A 14,417-nucleotide genomic window follows, 5' to 3' on the forward strand; every position below is an offset into this window, starting at 1 on the left:
ACTTTGATCCTCACCCGCTGTCGCTGGTAGCTGCAACGTTCCAGGGCAAGCAGAAGTCGCTGTTCGGGGTCGCAGAACTGCCAGCGAGGCACCGCCTATGGCGCCGATGCTTTGAGTGAGTCGGCACTTCTTAGCCGTTGATCTGCGTTTAACAACGCCCTAACGAACCGTATCGGCACGAACTGACGGGAAATGAACTGGAAGATGGATCCAAACAAATACAAAGAACATCAACACCGAGCGCAGGTGCTGCGGAACCATACGTCGGTAAGTCCAGCGATGCGCGCCCGTGCCCTGCGCCAGAAGCCTGCCTGCATCTGGTTTACAGGGCTGTCCGGGGCGGGCAAGTCGACCCTGGCCAATGCGCTGGAATTCGCCCTGCATGAATGCGGACTGCAGACCATGCTGCTCGATGGCGACAACCTAAGGCACGGTCTTTGCCAGGATCTAACCATGAGTGCGGCGGACCGAACAGAAAATATCCGGCGGGTGGCGGAGGTCGCCAGACTCATGGTCGATGCGGGCTTGATCGTTGTCGCGGCATTTATTTCACCCTTCGCAAGGGATCGTGAGGCAGCACGTGCGCGCTTCGCGCCGGGCGAATTTATCGAGGTGTTTGTCGATACCCCCCTAGCGATTTGCGAGCAGCGCGACCCTAAAGGCCTGTACCGGCAGGTACGTGCAGGAATGATAAAGGACTTTACCGGAGTGGATAGCCCTTATAGGCGCCTGAAACCGCAGAGCTGACCTTAACAACCGAAACGCAATCGGTCGAAACCTGCATTGCCGAACTGCTCGGTAAACTTAGTGTGGTAAATCGACACTTGTAGAGAGGAGGAGGGAATTGCTCGCCTTGCTAATCCCCCATTAGCAGGCCGTTGAAAAGGCCAAAACGCGCATGGCCTCGCCTTATTCCACGGTCACGCTATTGGTCAAGTTGCGCGGCTGATCGACGTCGGTGCCCTTGAGCACGGCGACGTAATGCGCCAGGTCGTCGTGGATATGCCCATGCTCACCACGTGGGTGCCCTCGCCGTTGCGCATGCCAGCCTGCACATCGGCAAACACCAGCAACTCGTTGTTCGGCGCCACCGTGACCTCCGGCATATCGCTGTCCACCAACGCCAAGGGTCCGTGCTTGAGTTCGCCGGCCGGATAGGCTTCGGCGTGGAGATAGGAAATCTCCTTGAGCTTCAGCGCCCCTTCCATGTCCTCCGGATACTGCACGCCAGGACGATGCCGTCAGCGCCGATGAATAGCTGATCGAAGTCGTAGGAGCGCAGCACCTGCGGCGACCTGGCCCTGAAAGAATTCCGAGTGCGGGCCCCTGGTGCCGCCCGTCATCAATAGCATTGGCTCGTACCGGCTGAGAGACAAGACGGTCTCTACAGATTCGGAGCCGCCGGCAGGCGCAAGGTGAACAGCGCACCAGCAGACCCATTGGCCACCTCCAGGCTGCCGCCCAACTCGCGGACGATGCCGTAGGACACCGCCAGGCCGAGGCCCAAGCCTTGGCCCACCGGCTTGGTGGTGAAGAACGGCTCGAACACCCGACTCAGATTTTCCTCGGCAATGCCGCCGCCACTGTCGCTGATACTCAGCCGGCACTGCTCGCCCTGGCGTTGGATCGACACGCCGAGCCGCCGCTGTTCGGCGCCGGCCATGGCATCCAGGGCATTGTTCAGCAGATTGAGCAGCACCTGTTCGAGTCGAATAGCATCGCCCAGCACCATGGCGTTGCTGTCTGTTTCGCAGTGCAGCTCGACCTGTTCGCCGCGCAGGCGTGGCGCCAGCAGTTGCAGCGCCTGTTCCAGCACGTCGCCCAGGCGCAAGCGTTCGCTGAGGCCGGCCGGGCTCTTGCGGGCGAAGGTCTTCAGGTGCCCGGTGAGCCCGGCCATGCGTTGCAGCAGCGCATCGATGCGGCGCAAGCCTTCGTGCACATCGGCCTGGCGACCGCTGTCGAGGAGCAGGCGCAGGCTGCCCAGTTGCATCTGCATGGCGGTCAGCGGCTGGTTGATTTCATGGGCCATGGCCGCCGACATCTGTCCCAGGGCAGCCATCTTCGCCGCATGCACCAGGCCATCCTGGGCCTCACGCAACTCGGCGGTACGCAGCGCCACCTCGCACTCCAGGCGTTCGCGAATGCCGGCCTGCAGGCGCTGGTTCTTGCGCCGCTGGGCGAGAAACAGCAGCAGAAACGCCAGGGTCATCCACACCCCGGCGGCGGCCAGGCGGTAGCTGCGTACGCTGTCGACCAGGGTCTGCGGCTCGACCAACAGATGCAGGGTCCAGTCTTCCTCTGGCAGCGCCAGGCGTTGCCAGAGGTAGTCGCGACGTCCGTCCGGGCCATCGACCCGGCGCCATTCGCTGTCCGCGCCGATGCGTCGGCGCAGCTCGCTGGCCAGCGGTTGCAACGCCTGTTCGGCATACTTGCGCACCTCCACCAGCTCGTCACGGGCCTGTTCGCTCAACGCTTGCAGGGCGAGAAAGCGCCAGGCCGGGCGGCTGCTGAGAATCACCACCGAGTAACTGTCGGCCACCAGTAACACCCCGGCCTGACCGGCCCACTCGCGCTGCAACGCCTCCAGTTCGAGCTTGACCACCAGCACGCCGAGCACCGCGCCGTCATCGTCGCGTACCACATGGGAAAGGAAATAACCGGGAACTCCGGTGGTCACGCCCACCGCAAAATAGCGCCCGGAAGACTGGCGCACGGCATCCTGAAAGTACGGGCGGAAGGCGTAGTTGTTGCCGACGAAGCTGCTCCAGTCGCGCCAGTTGCTCGCCACCAGCGTCTCACCCTGGCTGTCGAGCAGGTAGAGCACGGTGGAGCCGGCGGCGGCGTTCAACTGCTCCAGGCGCTGATTGAGTTTTGCGCGCAACAGGCGATCATTCGGCGCATGCAGCAGCGACTTGATATCGCTGTCCAGCGCCAGCACCTCGGGCACCGAGCGGAAGCGTTCGACCAGGGTATGAATCGACTGGGCATAGAGTTGCAACTGGCCACGCGCCTCGACGCTGCGCTCCTGCCAGGCGCGCTGCTCGGCATATCGCCCGGCCAGCCACATGCTGGCGAGCAGGCCGAGGAGGATCAGCAGCACGATCAGGATGACGCGAAAACGCTGAAAAAAGGCAGGCATGCACGGCTCGACTCGACCCAATCCCGGCATGGTAAGGCAAAGCGCAGCCCATTGCAGGCGCGCGAGGGGTTGTGCCGCTGGTGCAGCCGGCTATAGTCGGAGCCTTGGTCTGAATCAGTCAGCGGGCAGGCAACATGGCAACAGTGGATCAGCCGACCACCCCACGCTTCTGGCGCGACCCGGCCCTGCCGTTCGTCGAGGTGAGGGATGTGCTGGATGGCCGCCAGCTGTGCTATGCCAGGCATTCCCATGAATGCTTCTCGATCGGCGCCATCACCCACGGTCGCAGCACCTACCTCAACGAGCAGGCGCGCGAACGGATCGGTGCCGGCAGCGTGGTGCTGATGAACCCCGGTGACGTGCATGCCTGCAACCCGTTGGAGGGCCAGCCCTGGTCCTATCGCATGTTCTATGTGGATGTACCCTGGCTGACCGAACTGCAGCAACAACTGGGTTTCAGCCGCAACCAGCCGCTACACGCCTTCTCGACCATCCTCAGCCAGGACCCGATGCTCTACGTCGGGTTGAATCGCCTGTATGACCTGCTCTGCGACCAACAGGCCGACAGCCTGGGCAAGCATTGCGCCCTGCTGGAGTTCTTCGCCGGACTGCAGCGTCGCCTCGCCCCGGCGCCCCGCAGCCGCCGCGAGGACAATCCGCGCGTACACCTGGCGGCCGAGTTCATTCGCGCACACTGCACCGAGGCGTTGAAGCTGGAAGATATCTGCGCGGCGGCCGGGCTCTCCCCTTCCTACCTGACCCGCAGCTTCCGCCGCGGCTATGGCATGACGCCCCACGCTTACCTGATCAACAGCCGCATCCAATACGCCCAATCCAGACTCCGACAGGGCGGCGAGATCGCCGAGGTGGCCTTGGCTGCCGGTTTCGCCGACCAGGCGCACTTGCAGCGCACCTTCAAGCAGCTGCTCGCCGCCACCCCCGGCCAATACCGTCGCTCGGTCTGATCACGACCACAGCAGATAGAACGCAGACGCCAGCAGCAGCAGGGCCAGGGCGCGATTGAACAGGCGCATGCGCTGCGGTTGCTCCAGGTACTGGCGCAGGAACGCGCCGGCATAGGCCCAGCAGGCCAGAGACAGGTAGCAGATGACGAAATACAGCGCGGCGAACTGCCCGACCACGCCCAGTTCGCCGTTCGCCGCATAGGCGCCCATGCCAGCCAGGGCCGCCAGCCAGGCCTTGGGATTGAGCCACTGCATCACCGCGCCAGTGAGCAGGGTGGGTGGCTGTTGCGCCTTGCCACTATTGAGCCGGCCATCGTCTCGCGCCAGGCCGTAGGCCATATAGAGCAGAAAGGCCACGCCGGCCCAGCGGATCAGCGCCGCCAGCACCGGCCACTGCTGCAACAGACGGTGCAGCCCCAGGCCCATGGCCAGCAATAACAGGGTGAAGCCCAGAGTCGCGCCGGTCACATGCCGCAAGCTGGCGCGCAGGCCATAGCGGGCAGCGGAACTGAGCGCCACCAGGTTGACCGGGCCAGGGGAAATCGAGGAAGCCAGGGCAAAGGCCGCCATGGAAAGCAGAAGAGTCATCGCATACCTGCCAGCATCGCCAGAGAGAAGGCGCAGACTGACAGGCGTGAAGGGCGCGGTATTGAAGGAAACTGCCCTGCTCAAGGCATGGGGCTGTCTACATTCATTACCGCGCGTATAGATGGCGTCCTGAATTCAGCGATACAGATCGGCACGGGTCCAGGGCAGGCCGTGGCTGCCATCGGCGTGCGGCTTGACCGCCAGGATCTGATGCAGGCTCATCCAGCCGCGGGCGAAACCGTAGGCACAGCCGGCCAGGTACAGCCGCCAGATGCGCAGGGCTTGCTCCGGCACCAACTGTGCGGCCTGGTCCAGACGCTCTTCCAGCCGCGCGCTCCAGTGCTCCAGGGTGCGCGCATAGTGCAGCCGCAGGTTTTCCACATCGACCACCTCCAGGCCTGCTTCGCTGAGGTGCGCGGTCATGGTCGCCAGGTGCGGTAACTCGCCTTCGGGGAAGACGTAGCGCCCGATAAATTCGCCACCGCCGCGCCCCACCGGCCGGCCATCGGTGAATTTCGCGGTGATGCCATGGTTCATCACCAGGCCTCCGGCCTTCACCGCGCCGAACAGACGCTGGCAATAAAGCGGCAGGTTGGCATGGCCGACGTGCTCGAACATGCCGACGCTGACCACCTTGTCGAATCGACCGTCCTGCGGCAGGTCACGGTAGTCCAGCAGTTGCAGGCGCACCTGCTGACCCAGGCCCTCGTCCTTGACTCGCTTACGGGCCAATTTCAGCTGCGCGCGACTGAGCGTGATGCCATGCACCTCGACGCCGAATTCACGCGCGGCGAAGCGCGCCAGCCCGCCCCAGCCGCAACCGACATCGAGCAACCGTTCGCCCGGTTGCAGGCGCAGTTTGCGACACAGGTGACGCAGCTTGGCCTGCTGCGCCTGCTCGAGGTCTTCCGCGCCGGTCTCGAAGTAGGCGCAGGAATAGACCATCTGCGGGTCCAGCCACAGTGCGTAGAAGTCGTTCGACAGGTCGTAGTGGTAACTGATCGCCGCCGCATCGCTGGCCTTGTCGTGGGGCACGCGCGATAGCTCGCGGGGATCGTCATCCGCCAGCGCCTGACTGAGGGCATCGCCGATGCGAATCACTTCGCTCATCGGCCCCTCCAGCTCCACCCGCCCCTCGACATAGGCACCGCCCAAGGCATCCAGACTGGGATGGGCCAGCTGCGCCACCAGACTCGGGTCTTTGACCACCATAGTCACCCGCGGCTCAGGGCCGAGGTCGAACTCTGTGCCGTCCCATAGGCGCAGGCGCAGGGGCAGTTGCAGGTCACGCAGGTTCGGCGGCAGATACGCGAGCATAGGAACCTCCACCTTTAAAAATAATTGAAAAGGTAGTTCAGATGACTCGGTTGTCAGCTATTCGGTTCCATAACCAGTGGCTATATGCCATATCGCTGAAGCAGACCATCGCTCAACCACTGGCGCAGCCAGGTGGCGGCCTGCAGCGGCGCGTTGTCGCCAAGCTCGCTCAACTGCGCGCAGAGTTCGGCAAAACTCCAGCCGGCCACGGCCATACCGTGCAAGGCCGCGGCTTCGCCGGGCTCCAGGCTGCGATACTGGCTGATCAAACCCTGCCGCCAGATCAGGCAGACCTGTGGTTGCTCCAGCCGCGTGCTGCCAGGAAACGCCGTGCCATCCTTGAGTGCGCGCCAGACCGCAACGCTGTTATAGCGACAGCTTTGCCACTGCACGCTGGGCAGCAGACGCACCTGCAAGGTCGGCCAGTCCGCGGCCGGCAGGCTGGCCATCTGCTGCAAACTCAAGGGCTCGCCCGCAGGCGTATCGAAGGCCAGGCTGAACGCCCACTCCAGCCGCGCCAGCTCGCTGAGCGGCGCGCTCTGTTCGGCCATCAGATAGCCCTCGATAAAACTCGCGAGGCGCGCTCCCAGCCAGCGCAAACTGAAGTGCTGCGAAGGATGAGCCTCGATATAGGCGCCAGCCAGCGCGTCGAACGCCTCATCGCCCAGCCAGCCATGTACGGCGTGGTAATCACCGCGCAAGGCTTCCAGCAGGCGCGCGCGGTAGGCGTTGTGGTAAATCGCCAGGCCGTCTTCGGCGCTCAGCGCTGGGCTACCCAGCAGGCTGGCACGCAATGCCGGATTGGCCGTCGTATCCTGGCCAAGCAAGTAGGCCTCGAGTTCGCGCTGCCAGTCGTTCAGTTGCATAACCGCTCCGCACGCAAGGCTTCGGCACCGAAGGTGCGGGCTTGGTCCAATTCATCGAGCAGTTCTGACAGCGGCGGGTAGTGGTCGTCACGCTCCAGCAGGGTGGCAACCGGGCCGAGGTGACGCAGGGTGCGCTGGTACAACTGCCAGACCGGATCGCTGACCGGCTGATCATGGGTGTCGATCAGGTAGCTGCCGCAATCGCTGTGCCCGGCCAAGTGCAGTTGGCGGATACGCTGCTTGGGCAGGCCGCTGATGAAGTCCCAGGGCTCAAAACCATGGTTGCGCGCGCTGACATAGACGTTGTTGACGTCGAGCAGCAGCTCGCAGCCGCTGAGCTCGCTGAGCGCGGCGAGAAACTGCCATTCGGTGAACTGATCGTCGGCGCTGCGCAGGTAACTGGAGACGTTTTCCAGCACCAGCGGCCGCTCGAGCACGTCCTGCACCTGGCGCACCCGCGCGGCGACGTGCTGCAGGCTCTCCTCGGTATAGGGCAGCGGCAACAGGTCGTGCAACTGGTGGGCGTTGCCGCGGCTCCAGCACAGGTGATCGGAGATCCATTTAGGTTGCACCCGCTGCGCCAGGTGTTTGAGACGGCGCAGGTAGTCAGGATCCAGCTCATGCGGGCCGCCAATCGACAGCGACACACCATGCATCACCAGCGGGTAGTGTTCACCGATGGCGTCCAGGTAATAGAGCGGTTTACCGCCCTCGACCAGGTAGTTTTCCGAGAGGATCTCGAACCAGTCGACGTTCGGTCGCTGCTCGAGAATCGCTTGGTAATAGGGGGTACGCAGACCCAGGCCATAGCCCAGGCTGGATGATTCGACGGACATGCCAGGCTCCTTGAATATCCGCAGGACCGGAGTGGCCGGAGTACGGCCACTCCGCGTGCCGTCACTCGCCGACAGAACCCTTGGCGTTGTTGCACTCGGCCAGGGTCATGCTCTTGAAGCCCTGGCCCTTGCAGGCACCCTGGCCTTTGCAAGCGTTGTTGGCGGTCTTGCAGTCGTTCTGGCCCTTGCAGCCGTTGACGCCGTAACAGTTAACTGCGGCTTCTTCAGCCACGACGACGGTACTGGTCAGGCCGGCGAACAGAGTCGCGGCAGCAAATGCCAGGGCAGCGCCGGTAGCCATAGTCTTGGTAGTCATGGGGTAATCCTCAAATTATTAGAGAGTGCCGGTCGCCGCAAGGTTTTGCACGCCGGTACTCAACTAGAGCGAGGACAAGTACTGGCGTTACAGAGCACGCCGAAGTTTTTTTGCCGATTGGCATTTCGACGGCAACCGCACGGCAACCCAGCATCCGGAATTAGCGCAGGATTGTCCGCCCGTGACGTCGGTCTGCGCCGCAGGCGTCACCGGCGGCTAGCGCCTGACCTTGCTCGCAGGTTCGCCGCCGATGCCAAAGTGGTTTTTCGGCATTTCGGTGATGATCACCCGTACCCGTTCGATCGGGGCGTCCAGCGAGCGTGACATGGCCTCGCTGACTTCGCGGATCAGGGTTTCCTTCTGCTCGTCGCTGCGACCTTCGAGGATGTACAACTGGGCGATGGGCATGGCCTCGTCCTCCAAAAATAGGGGCGGCCGACCATGCAGGCCGGCCGCGGGGTTTCAGATAAAGCGCGCGGACACCGAGCCGAGGCCCTGGTAACGCACGGTGATGTTGTCGCCCGGCGCCACCGGCACCGCCGCGGTGATGCCGCCGGTCATGATAAAGGTGCCAGCAGGGATGTGTTCGCCGCGCTCGGCCAGCAGGTTGGCCAGCATCGCCACGCTGGACAGCGGATGGCCGAGCACCGCCGCGCCAGCGCCGAGCTCCACCACTTCGCCATTCTTCTCCATGACCACGCCAAGGGTGCGCAGGTCGACTTCCTCCAGGCTGGCCATACGCCCGCCGGTGATGAAGCGGGTCGAGGAGGCGTTGTCGGCAACCACGCTGATCAGGTCGAACTTGAAGTTCTCATAGCGCGAGTCGATCACCTCGACGGTCGGGATCACGTAATCGATCGCCGCAATCACGTCGCCGAGATGGCAACCCGGGCCACGCAGTGGCGCCTTAGTCACCACCGATATTTCCGCCTCGATCTTCGGGTGGATCAGCTTGGAACAATCCACCACGCCGCCGTCCGGCACGCTGAAGTAGTCGGCGAGGAAGCCGTAGATCGGCGTTTCCACGCCCATCTGCGCCATCTTCGCCCAGGAGGTCAGGCCCATCTTCAGACCGACGATCTTGTTACCGCGGGCCTCCTTGCGCCGACGGATTTCCCACTGCACGTCGTAAGCGTCGGCAAAGGTCATCTCGGGGAAGTCGTTGGTCACCTTGCCGATGTCGTGGACATTCAGCTCGGCGTTTTCGATGTGCTCGGCCAGGGCCAGCACCTGTTCGCGGGTCAGGGTACGGTTCATGCGCTCACCTTCTGCTGCTGACGGGCCCTAGCCATGTCCAGGGCCAGGTCTTCGATCATGTCTTCCTGGCCGCCGACGGTGCCGCGCCGACCCAGTTCGACCAGGATGTCGCGGGCCGACACGCCGTATTTCTTCTCGGCGCGCTGGGCGAACAGCAGGAACGAGCTGTACACCCCGGCATAGCCCAGGGTCAGGGCGTCGCGGTCGACGCGGATCGGCTGATCCATCATTGGCACCACCAGGTCCTCGGCGACGTCCATGATCCGGTACAGGTCGATGCCGGTTTCCACGCCCATGCGTTTGCACACCGCGACGAACACCTCCAGCGGCGTGTTGCCGGCACCGGCGCCGAGGCCGGCAACCGATCCGTCGATGCGCACGGCACCGGCCTCGATCGCGGCCAGCGAGTTGGCGATGGCCATGCCCATGTTGTGGTGGCCGTGGAACCCGACCTCGGTGGCCGGGTTAAGCTCGGCGCGCAGCAGGCCGATTTTCTCGCTGACTTCATCGGGCAGCATGTAGCCGGCCGAGTCGGTGCAGTAGATGCAGTTGGCGCCGTAGCTTTCCATCAGCCGCGCCTGCTCCAGCACTTTCTCGGCGCTGATCATGTGCGCCATCATCAGGAAGCCGACGGTGTCGACGCCCAGTTTGCGCGCCATGCCGATGTGCTGCTCGGAGACATCGGCCTCGGTGCAGTGGGTGGCCACGCGGATGGTCGAGACGCCGCAGTCCAGCGCCATCTTCAGGTGGTCGACGGTGCCGATGCCGGGCAGCAACAGGGCGGAAACCTTGGCCTGCTTTAGCTGCGGGATGACCGCGCGCAGGTACTCCTCGTCGCTGTGGGCCGGGAAGCCGTAGTTGATCGAACGACCGCCGAGGCCGTCGCCGTGGGTGATCTCGATCATCGGCATACCGGCTTGATCGAGGCCGGTGGCGACCGCGACCATCTGTTCCAGGCTGATCTGGTGGCGCTTGGCGTGCATGCCGTCGCGCAGGCTCATATCGTGCAGGATGACGCTCTTGCCTTGCAGATTCATGGTGCTACTCCTCAGGCCAGCGCAATATCGCGACGCGGCAGTTGAATGGTGCCGGCGGCGATTTCCTCGGCGAACATCTCGCCGGTGCGCAGCGCGGCCGCGGTCATGATGTCGAGGTTGCCGGCGTACTTGGGCAGGTAGTCGCCGAGGCCTTCGACCTCCATGAAGATCGACACGCGGTTGCCGTCGAATACCGGGCCGTTTTTCAGGCGGTAGCCGGGCACGTATTTCTGCACCTCGGCGATCATCGCGTGGACCGATGCAGTGATTGCGTCCTGGTCCGGCTCGCCCTCGGTCAGGCAGTGGATGGTGTCGCGCATCATCAGCGGTGGCTCGGCCGGGTTGATGACGATGATCGCCTTGCCTTCCTTGGCGCCGCCGACCTGCTCGATGGCGCCAGCGGTGGTGCGGGTGAACTCGTCGATGTTCTTGCGCGTGCCCGGGCCGACCGAGCGCGAGGAGACGGTGGCGATGATCTCGGCGTAGGCCACCGGTTGCACACGGGATACTGCAGCGACCATGGGAATGGTCGCCTGACCGCCGCAGGTGACCATGTTGACGTTCATTTCCAGCCGGCCGACGTGCTGCTTGAGGTTGACCGGAGGCACGCAGTAGGGGCCGATGGCCGCCGGGGTCAGGTCGACCATCAGCACGCCCAGCGCATTCAGCTTGCGGCTGTTCTCGGCATGCACATAGGCCGAGGTGGCGTCGAAGGCGATGCGAATGTCGTCGTCCAGTACGTGTGGCAACAGGCCGTCGACGCCTTCGGATGTGGTCTTCATGCCGAATTCGCGGGCGCGCTTGAGGCCGTCGGAGTTGGGGTCGATGCCGACCATCCACACCGGCTCGATCCACTCGGAGCGCAGCATCTTCATCACCAGATCGGTACCGATATTGCCGGGGCCGATAATGGCCGCCTTGAGTTTCTTGCTCATCAGATAGTCCTCTGTTCGATCAGGTGAAGCGCACGGAGGCGCTGCCGATGCCGCCGATCTCGACGCGCATGAAATCACCGGCCTTGACCGGTTCCAGGGGCACCAGCGAGCCGGAGAGAATCACTTCGCCCGCCTTCAGCGGAATGCCGAAACGGCCCAAGGTGTTGGCCAGCCAGGCCACGCAGTTGACCGGCGAACCCAGCGCCGCGGCGCCAGCGCCGGTGCTGAGCAACTGACCGTTCTTCTCCACCAGCATGCCGCAGGTGACCAGGTCGACCTGACGTGGCGACACCGCCGTATCACCGAGCACGAACAGGCCGCAGGAGGCGTTGTCCGCCACGGTGTCCTCGATCTTGATTTTCCAGTCGCGGATGCGCGAGTCGACGATCTCGAAGCAGGGCATCACGCATTCGGTGGCGGCCAGCACGTCGGCGTTGGTCACGCCGGGGCCGATCAGGTCCTTCTTGAGGATGAAGGCGATCTCGCCCTCGGCCTTGGGCTGCATCAGCCGCTGGCTGATCGGCACGGCTTCGCCGCTGTTGAACACCATGGCGTCGGTCAGGTAACCGAAGTCCGGCTGATACACGCCCAGCATGTTCTGCACCGCCTTGCTGGTGACGCCGATCTTCTTACCGATGATCTTCTCGCCGGCGGCCAGCCGGCGTTCGAGCATGCGCAGGGAGATGTGGTAGGCGTCGTCGATGTTGATGGCAAAACCGCGCTCGGTCAGAGGCGCGATCGCCTCACGGTTGAGCATCGCCTGGTACAGCTCGTCGCCGAGCTCGTTGATCAATATCTGGTCCATGCTTGTCTCTCTCAGGAAAGGGGGGCGGCCTCGCCGAGGAAATCCTCGACCAGACGGGCGAAACGGCCGGCGTGTTCGATCTGGGTCCAGTGACCGCAGTGGCCGTAGATGTGCAATTGGGCGTTGGGGATCCAGTGGGCCAGGGTCAGCGAGGTCTCCAGCGGGATGATTTGGTCTTCGCGGCCATGCACCACCAGGGTCTGGTGGGGTAGCGCGCGGATCGCCCGCTCGTCGCTGCACATCGCCTCGATCCAGCGCTGGCGCGGGGCCGGGAACATGTCGGCGAAGGACTCCTGGAAGCCCGGACGGATGCTGGCCTGGTAACGCAGCTCGGCCAGTTCGTCGTTGACCAGGCCGCGGTCGAAGGCGAAGAAGTCGAGCAGCGCACGCATGTTGGCCAGCGATGGCGTGTAGCCCCAGGCCGCGTTCAGGCCCGGGGTCAGCTCGAAGGGCACGCCGACGCTGCCCATCAGCACCAACCGGCGCACCCGCTCGGGATGCCGCACGGCAAGGGCCAGGGCGATGGCGCCACCGAAGGAGTTGCCGACCAGATCGGCCTGGGCGATGCCCAGGGCATCCAGCACGCCGAGGGCATGCAGCACCCAGGTGTCGAGGTTGTAGTGAGCATCGGCCGGGCGCTCGCTGTAACCGAAGCCAAGCATGTCCGGGGCGATCACCCGGTGGTTCTTGGCCAGCTCCGGCATGACCAGGCGCCAGTTGGCCCAGGCAGTGACGCCGGGACCGGAGCCGTGGATCAGTAGTAGCGGAAAGCCGCTGCCCTGCTCCAAAAGGTTGGTGCGCCAGCCGGCGGCGAGGATCTCGCGGCCCAACTCGGGGCTATCAAGCGGTGCCTTCAGGGATGCATTCATGGTTACCTCAGAGTTTCACACAGATGTTTTTCAGTTCGGTGTAGAACTCCAGCGAGTGCACACCCCCTTCCCGGCCAATCCCGGATTGCTTGCTGCCGCCGAAGGCGGTACGCAGGTCGCGCAGGAACCAACTGTTGACCCAGACGATGCCGGCCTCGATCTGCCCGGCGACGCGGTGGGCGCGCGAGCCGTTCTCGGTCCAGATCGCCGACGCCAGGCCATAGGGCAGGCTGTTGGCCAGTTCGATGGCTTCTTCCTCGCTGTCGAACGGACGGATATGGCAGCAGGGACCGAAGATTTCCTCGGTGACCACCGCCGAATCGTCGCCCAGCCCGGTCCAAATGGTTGGCTGCACCCAGGCGCCGCCAGCCAGGTGCGCCGGCATGTCCGGCACGCCGCCGCCGGTGATCACGCTAGCGCCGTCGTCGACCGCCTGCTGGTAGTAGCTGAGGACTTTTTCGCGGTGCTTGAGGCTGACCAGCGGGCCGAAGTTGCTGCTCGCATCGTCCGGCGGGCCGATCACCAGGCTCTCGGCACCGGTCTTGAGGCGGGCGACGAATTCGTCGAAGATCGGCCGCTCGACATACACCCGCTCGGTGCCCAGGCAGACCTGGCCGCAGTTGGCGAAGGCCGAGCGCAGGGTGCCCTCGATGGCCTTGTCCATGTCGCAGTCGGCGAACACGATGCCGGCGTTCTTGCCGCCCAGCTCCAGCGACACCTGGCGCACGCCCTTGGCCGCGGCGCGCATGATCACTTCGCCCGTGCCGGTCTCGCCGGTGAAGGTGTAGGCGTCGACATCCGGGTGTTCGGTGAGGAAGGCCCCCGCCGAATCGCCGCCGAAACCGTTCACCACGTTGTACACGCCATCCGGCACGCCGGCGGCCTGCATCACTTCACCGAGCAGGGTGGCGGTCAGCGGGGTTTCCTCAGATGGCTTGACCACCACGGTATTGCCGCAGGCCAGGGCCGGACCGACTTTCCAGGTCATCAGCAGCAGCGGCAGGTTCCACGGACTGATCACCCCGATCACCCCCTTGGGCCGACGCACCGCATAGTTGAGCGCGCCTGCACCATCCGGGGTGGCCATTTCGAAGGCTTCGTTGGCGACATTCTTCAGCAGGTCGGCGAACACCTTGAAGTTGGCCGCGCCACGCGGAATGTCGATGTGGCTGGCCAGGGATTTTGGCTTGCCGGTGTCGAGGCATTCGGCATCGAGAAACTCGTCGAAGCGAGCAGTGATGCCATCGGCCACGCGATGCAGGATCTCCGCGCGCTCAGCCACCGTCATCTTGCCCCAGGGACCCTTGAGTGCGGCGCGGGCGGCCTTGACCGCCGCATCGACCTCGGCGCGTCCGGCCTCGTGGACGCGGCCGATCACCTGGCCGTTGGCCGGGTTGATGTCCTCGAAGGTACGGCCGCTGGCCGAGCCGACAAAGGCACCGTTAATGAAATGCTTGATCTCTTTCATCTGCGCAATCTCTGCAATG

15 protein-coding genes and 2 pseudogenes are annotated in these 14,417 nt (G+C 64.2%); 2 read left to right on the plus strand and 15 right to left on the minus strand.

The window, feature by feature from the left end; genetic code table 11:
• The first annotated feature begins 192 nt into the window (after positions 1-192).
• Positions 193-747, plus strand: a complete 555-nt coding sequence (cysC, locus tag B2D37_RS18240) for an adenylyl-sulfate kinase (protein WP_371915410.1) — start codon at positions 193-195, stop codon at positions 745-747.
• 162 nt (positions 748-909) lie between these two features.
• On the opposite strand, the pseudogene B2D37_RS18245 reads toward cysC, so the two are convergent.
• The 3 genes and pseudogenes from B2D37_RS18245 to B2D37_RS18255 all read right to left on the minus strand — a co-directional run.
• Positions 910-1,229, minus strand: a pseudogene (locus B2D37_RS18245) (SIS domain-containing protein); the annotation flags it as partial.
• Positions 1,229-1,358 (minus strand): annotated as a pseudogene (locus B2D37_RS18250) (XRE family transcriptional regulator); the annotation flags it as partial. The pseudogenes B2D37_RS18245 and B2D37_RS18250, both read right to left, overlap by 1 nt.
• A gap of 26 nt (positions 1,359-1,384) precedes the next feature.
• A complete protein-coding gene (locus tag B2D37_RS18255) occupies positions 1,385-3,139 on the minus strand; it encodes an ATP-binding protein (RefSeq protein WP_079204028.1) in 1,755 nt (584 codons plus the stop codon).
• A gap of 134 nt (positions 3,140-3,273) precedes the next feature.
• On the opposite strand from B2D37_RS18255, the gene B2D37_RS18260 reads away from it, so the two are divergent.
• The gene (locus tag B2D37_RS18260; protein WP_079204029.1) at positions 3,274-4,104 is read left to right on the plus strand and encodes an AraC family transcriptional regulator; all 831 of its coding nucleotides are present in this window, start codon (positions 3,274-3,276) and stop codon (positions 4,102-4,104) included.
• Here the strand turns inward: B2D37_RS18260 and B2D37_RS18265 are convergent, their stop codons facing one another.
• The 12 genes from B2D37_RS18265 to B2D37_RS18320 all read right to left on the minus strand — a co-directional run bounded on the left by B2D37_RS18265 (position 4,105) and on the right by B2D37_RS18320 (position 14,398).
• Positions 4,105-4,692 (minus strand): LysE family translocator, encoded by a 588-nt coding sequence (locus B2D37_RS18265; RefSeq protein WP_079204030.1) that lies wholly within the window; start codon positions 4,690-4,692, stop codon positions 4,105-4,107.
• Between the two features lie 135 nt (positions 4,693-4,827).
• Positions 4,828-6,009, minus strand: a complete 1,182-nt coding sequence (gene cfaB / locus B2D37_RS18270) for a C17 cyclopropane fatty acid synthase CfaB (RefSeq protein ID WP_079204031.1) — start codon at positions 6,007-6,009, stop codon at positions 4,828-4,830.
• An 80-nt stretch (positions 6,010-6,089) separates the two neighbouring features.
• Positions 6,090-6,875, minus strand: a complete 786-nt coding sequence (locus B2D37_RS18275; protein WP_079204032.1) for a DNA-binding domain-containing protein — start codon at positions 6,873-6,875, stop codon at positions 6,090-6,092.
• A complete protein-coding gene (locus B2D37_RS18280) occupies positions 6,866-7,711 on the minus strand; it encodes a DUF692 domain-containing protein (protein ID WP_079204033.1) in 846 nt (281 codons plus the stop codon). Before B2D37_RS18280 ends, B2D37_RS18275 begins: the two co-directional genes overlap by 10 nt.
• A 61-nt stretch (positions 7,712-7,772) precedes the next feature.
• Positions 7,773-8,027: a hypothetical protein gene (locus tag B2D37_RS18285; protein WP_079204034.1), complete on the minus strand. Its 255-nt coding sequence runs from the start codon at positions 8,025-8,027 to the stop codon at positions 7,773-7,775.
• Between the two features lie 216 nt (positions 8,028-8,243).
• Positions 8,244-8,435 (minus strand): 2-hydroxymuconate tautomerase, encoded by a 192-nt coding sequence (locus B2D37_RS18290; RefSeq protein WP_079204035.1) that lies wholly within the window; start codon positions 8,433-8,435, stop codon positions 8,244-8,246.
• Between the two features lie 54 nt (positions 8,436-8,489).
• The gene (gene dmpH / locus B2D37_RS18295) at positions 8,490-9,284 is read right to left on the minus strand and encodes a 2-oxo-3-hexenedioate decarboxylase (RefSeq protein WP_079204036.1); all 795 of its coding nucleotides are present in this window, start codon (positions 9,282-9,284) and stop codon (positions 8,490-8,492) included.
• Positions 9,281-10,321, minus strand: a complete 1,041-nt coding sequence (dmpG, locus tag B2D37_RS18300) for a 4-hydroxy-2-oxovalerate aldolase (protein WP_079204037.1) — start codon at positions 10,319-10,321, stop codon at positions 9,281-9,283. Before dmpG ends, dmpH begins: the two co-directional genes overlap by 4 nt.
• Positions 10,322-10,332: 11 nt before the next feature.
• Positions 10,333-11,256 (minus strand): acetaldehyde dehydrogenase (acetylating), encoded by a 924-nt coding sequence (locus B2D37_RS18305; protein WP_079204038.1) that lies wholly within the window; start codon positions 11,254-11,256, stop codon positions 10,333-10,335.
• A 19-nt stretch (positions 11,257-11,275) separates the two neighbouring features.
• Complete coding sequence (dmpE, locus tag B2D37_RS18310; protein ID WP_079204039.1) at positions 11,276-12,061, minus strand: 2-oxopent-4-enoate hydratase; 786 nt, start codon at positions 12,059-12,061, stop codon at positions 11,276-11,278.
• Positions 12,062-12,072: 11 nt separating this feature from the next.
• Positions 12,073-12,918 carry an alpha/beta fold hydrolase gene (locus B2D37_RS18315; RefSeq protein ID WP_079205032.1) on the minus strand — a complete coding sequence of 282 codons (846 nt, stop codon included), beginning with the start codon at positions 12,916-12,918 and terminating at the stop codon, positions 12,073-12,075.
• A 19-nt stretch (positions 12,919-12,937) separates the two neighbouring features.
• Positions 12,938-14,398, minus strand: a complete 1,461-nt coding sequence (locus B2D37_RS18320) for a 2-hydroxymuconic semialdehyde dehydrogenase (RefSeq protein ID WP_079204040.1) — start codon at positions 14,396-14,398, stop codon at positions 12,938-12,940.
• Positions 14,399-14,417: the final 19 nt, after the last annotated feature.

This window comes from Pseudomonas sp. CC6-YY-74, assembly GCF_002025205.1.
In the GTDB taxonomy this organism is placed as follows: Bacteria; Pseudomonadota; Gammaproteobacteria; order Pseudomonadales; family Pseudomonadaceae; genus Aquipseudomonas; species Aquipseudomonas paeninsulae.

Excerpts from the sequence above, each read along its gene's own strand:
- cysC (WP_371915410.1), top strand. The coding sequence starts at position 193 with ATGAACTGGAAGATGGATCCAAACAAATACAAAGAACATCAACACCGA.
- B2D37_RS18255 (WP_079204028.1), bottom strand. The coding sequence starts at position 3,139 with ATGCCTGCCTTTTTTCAGCGTTTTCGCGTCATCCTGATCGTGCTGCTG.
- B2D37_RS18260 (WP_079204029.1), top strand. The coding sequence starts at position 3,274 with ATGGCAACAGTGGATCAGCCGACCACCCCACGCTTCTGGCGCGACCCG.
- B2D37_RS18265 (WP_079204030.1), bottom strand. The coding sequence starts at position 4,692 with ATGACTCTTCTGCTTTCCATGGCGGCCTTTGCCCTGGCTTCCTCGATT.
- cfaB (WP_079204031.1), bottom strand. The coding sequence starts at position 6,009 with ATGCTCGCGTATCTGCCGCCGAACCTGCGTGACCTGCAACTGCCCCTG.
- B2D37_RS18275 (WP_079204032.1), bottom strand. The coding sequence starts at position 6,875 with ATGCAACTGAACGACTGGCAGCGCGAACTCGAGGCCTACTTGCTTGGC.
- B2D37_RS18280 (WP_079204033.1), bottom strand. The coding sequence starts at position 7,711 with ATGTCCGTCGAATCATCCAGCCTGGGCTATGGCCTGGGTCTGCGTACC.
- B2D37_RS18285 (WP_079204034.1), bottom strand. The coding sequence starts at position 8,027 with ATGACTACCAAGACTATGGCTACCGGCGCTGCCCTGGCATTTGCTGCC.
- B2D37_RS18290 (WP_079204035.1), bottom strand. The coding sequence starts at position 8,435 with ATGCCCATCGCCCAGTTGTACATCCTCGAAGGTCGCAGCGACGAGCAG.
- dmpH (WP_079204036.1), bottom strand. The coding sequence starts at position 9,284 with ATGAACCGTACCCTGACCCGCGAACAGGTGCTGGCCCTGGCCGAGCAC.
- dmpG (WP_079204037.1), bottom strand. The coding sequence starts at position 10,321 with ATGAATCTGCAAGGCAAGAGCGTCATCCTGCACGATATGAGCCTGCGC.
- B2D37_RS18305 (WP_079204038.1), bottom strand. The coding sequence starts at position 11,256 with ATGAGCAAGAAACTCAAGGCGGCCATTATCGGCCCCGGCAATATCGGT.
- dmpE (WP_079204039.1), bottom strand. The coding sequence starts at position 12,061 with ATGGACCAGATATTGATCAACGAGCTCGGCGACGAGCTGTACCAGGCG.
- B2D37_RS18320 (WP_079204040.1), bottom strand. The coding sequence starts at position 14,398 with ATGAAAGAGATCAAGCATTTCATTAACGGTGCCTTTGTCGGCTCGGCC.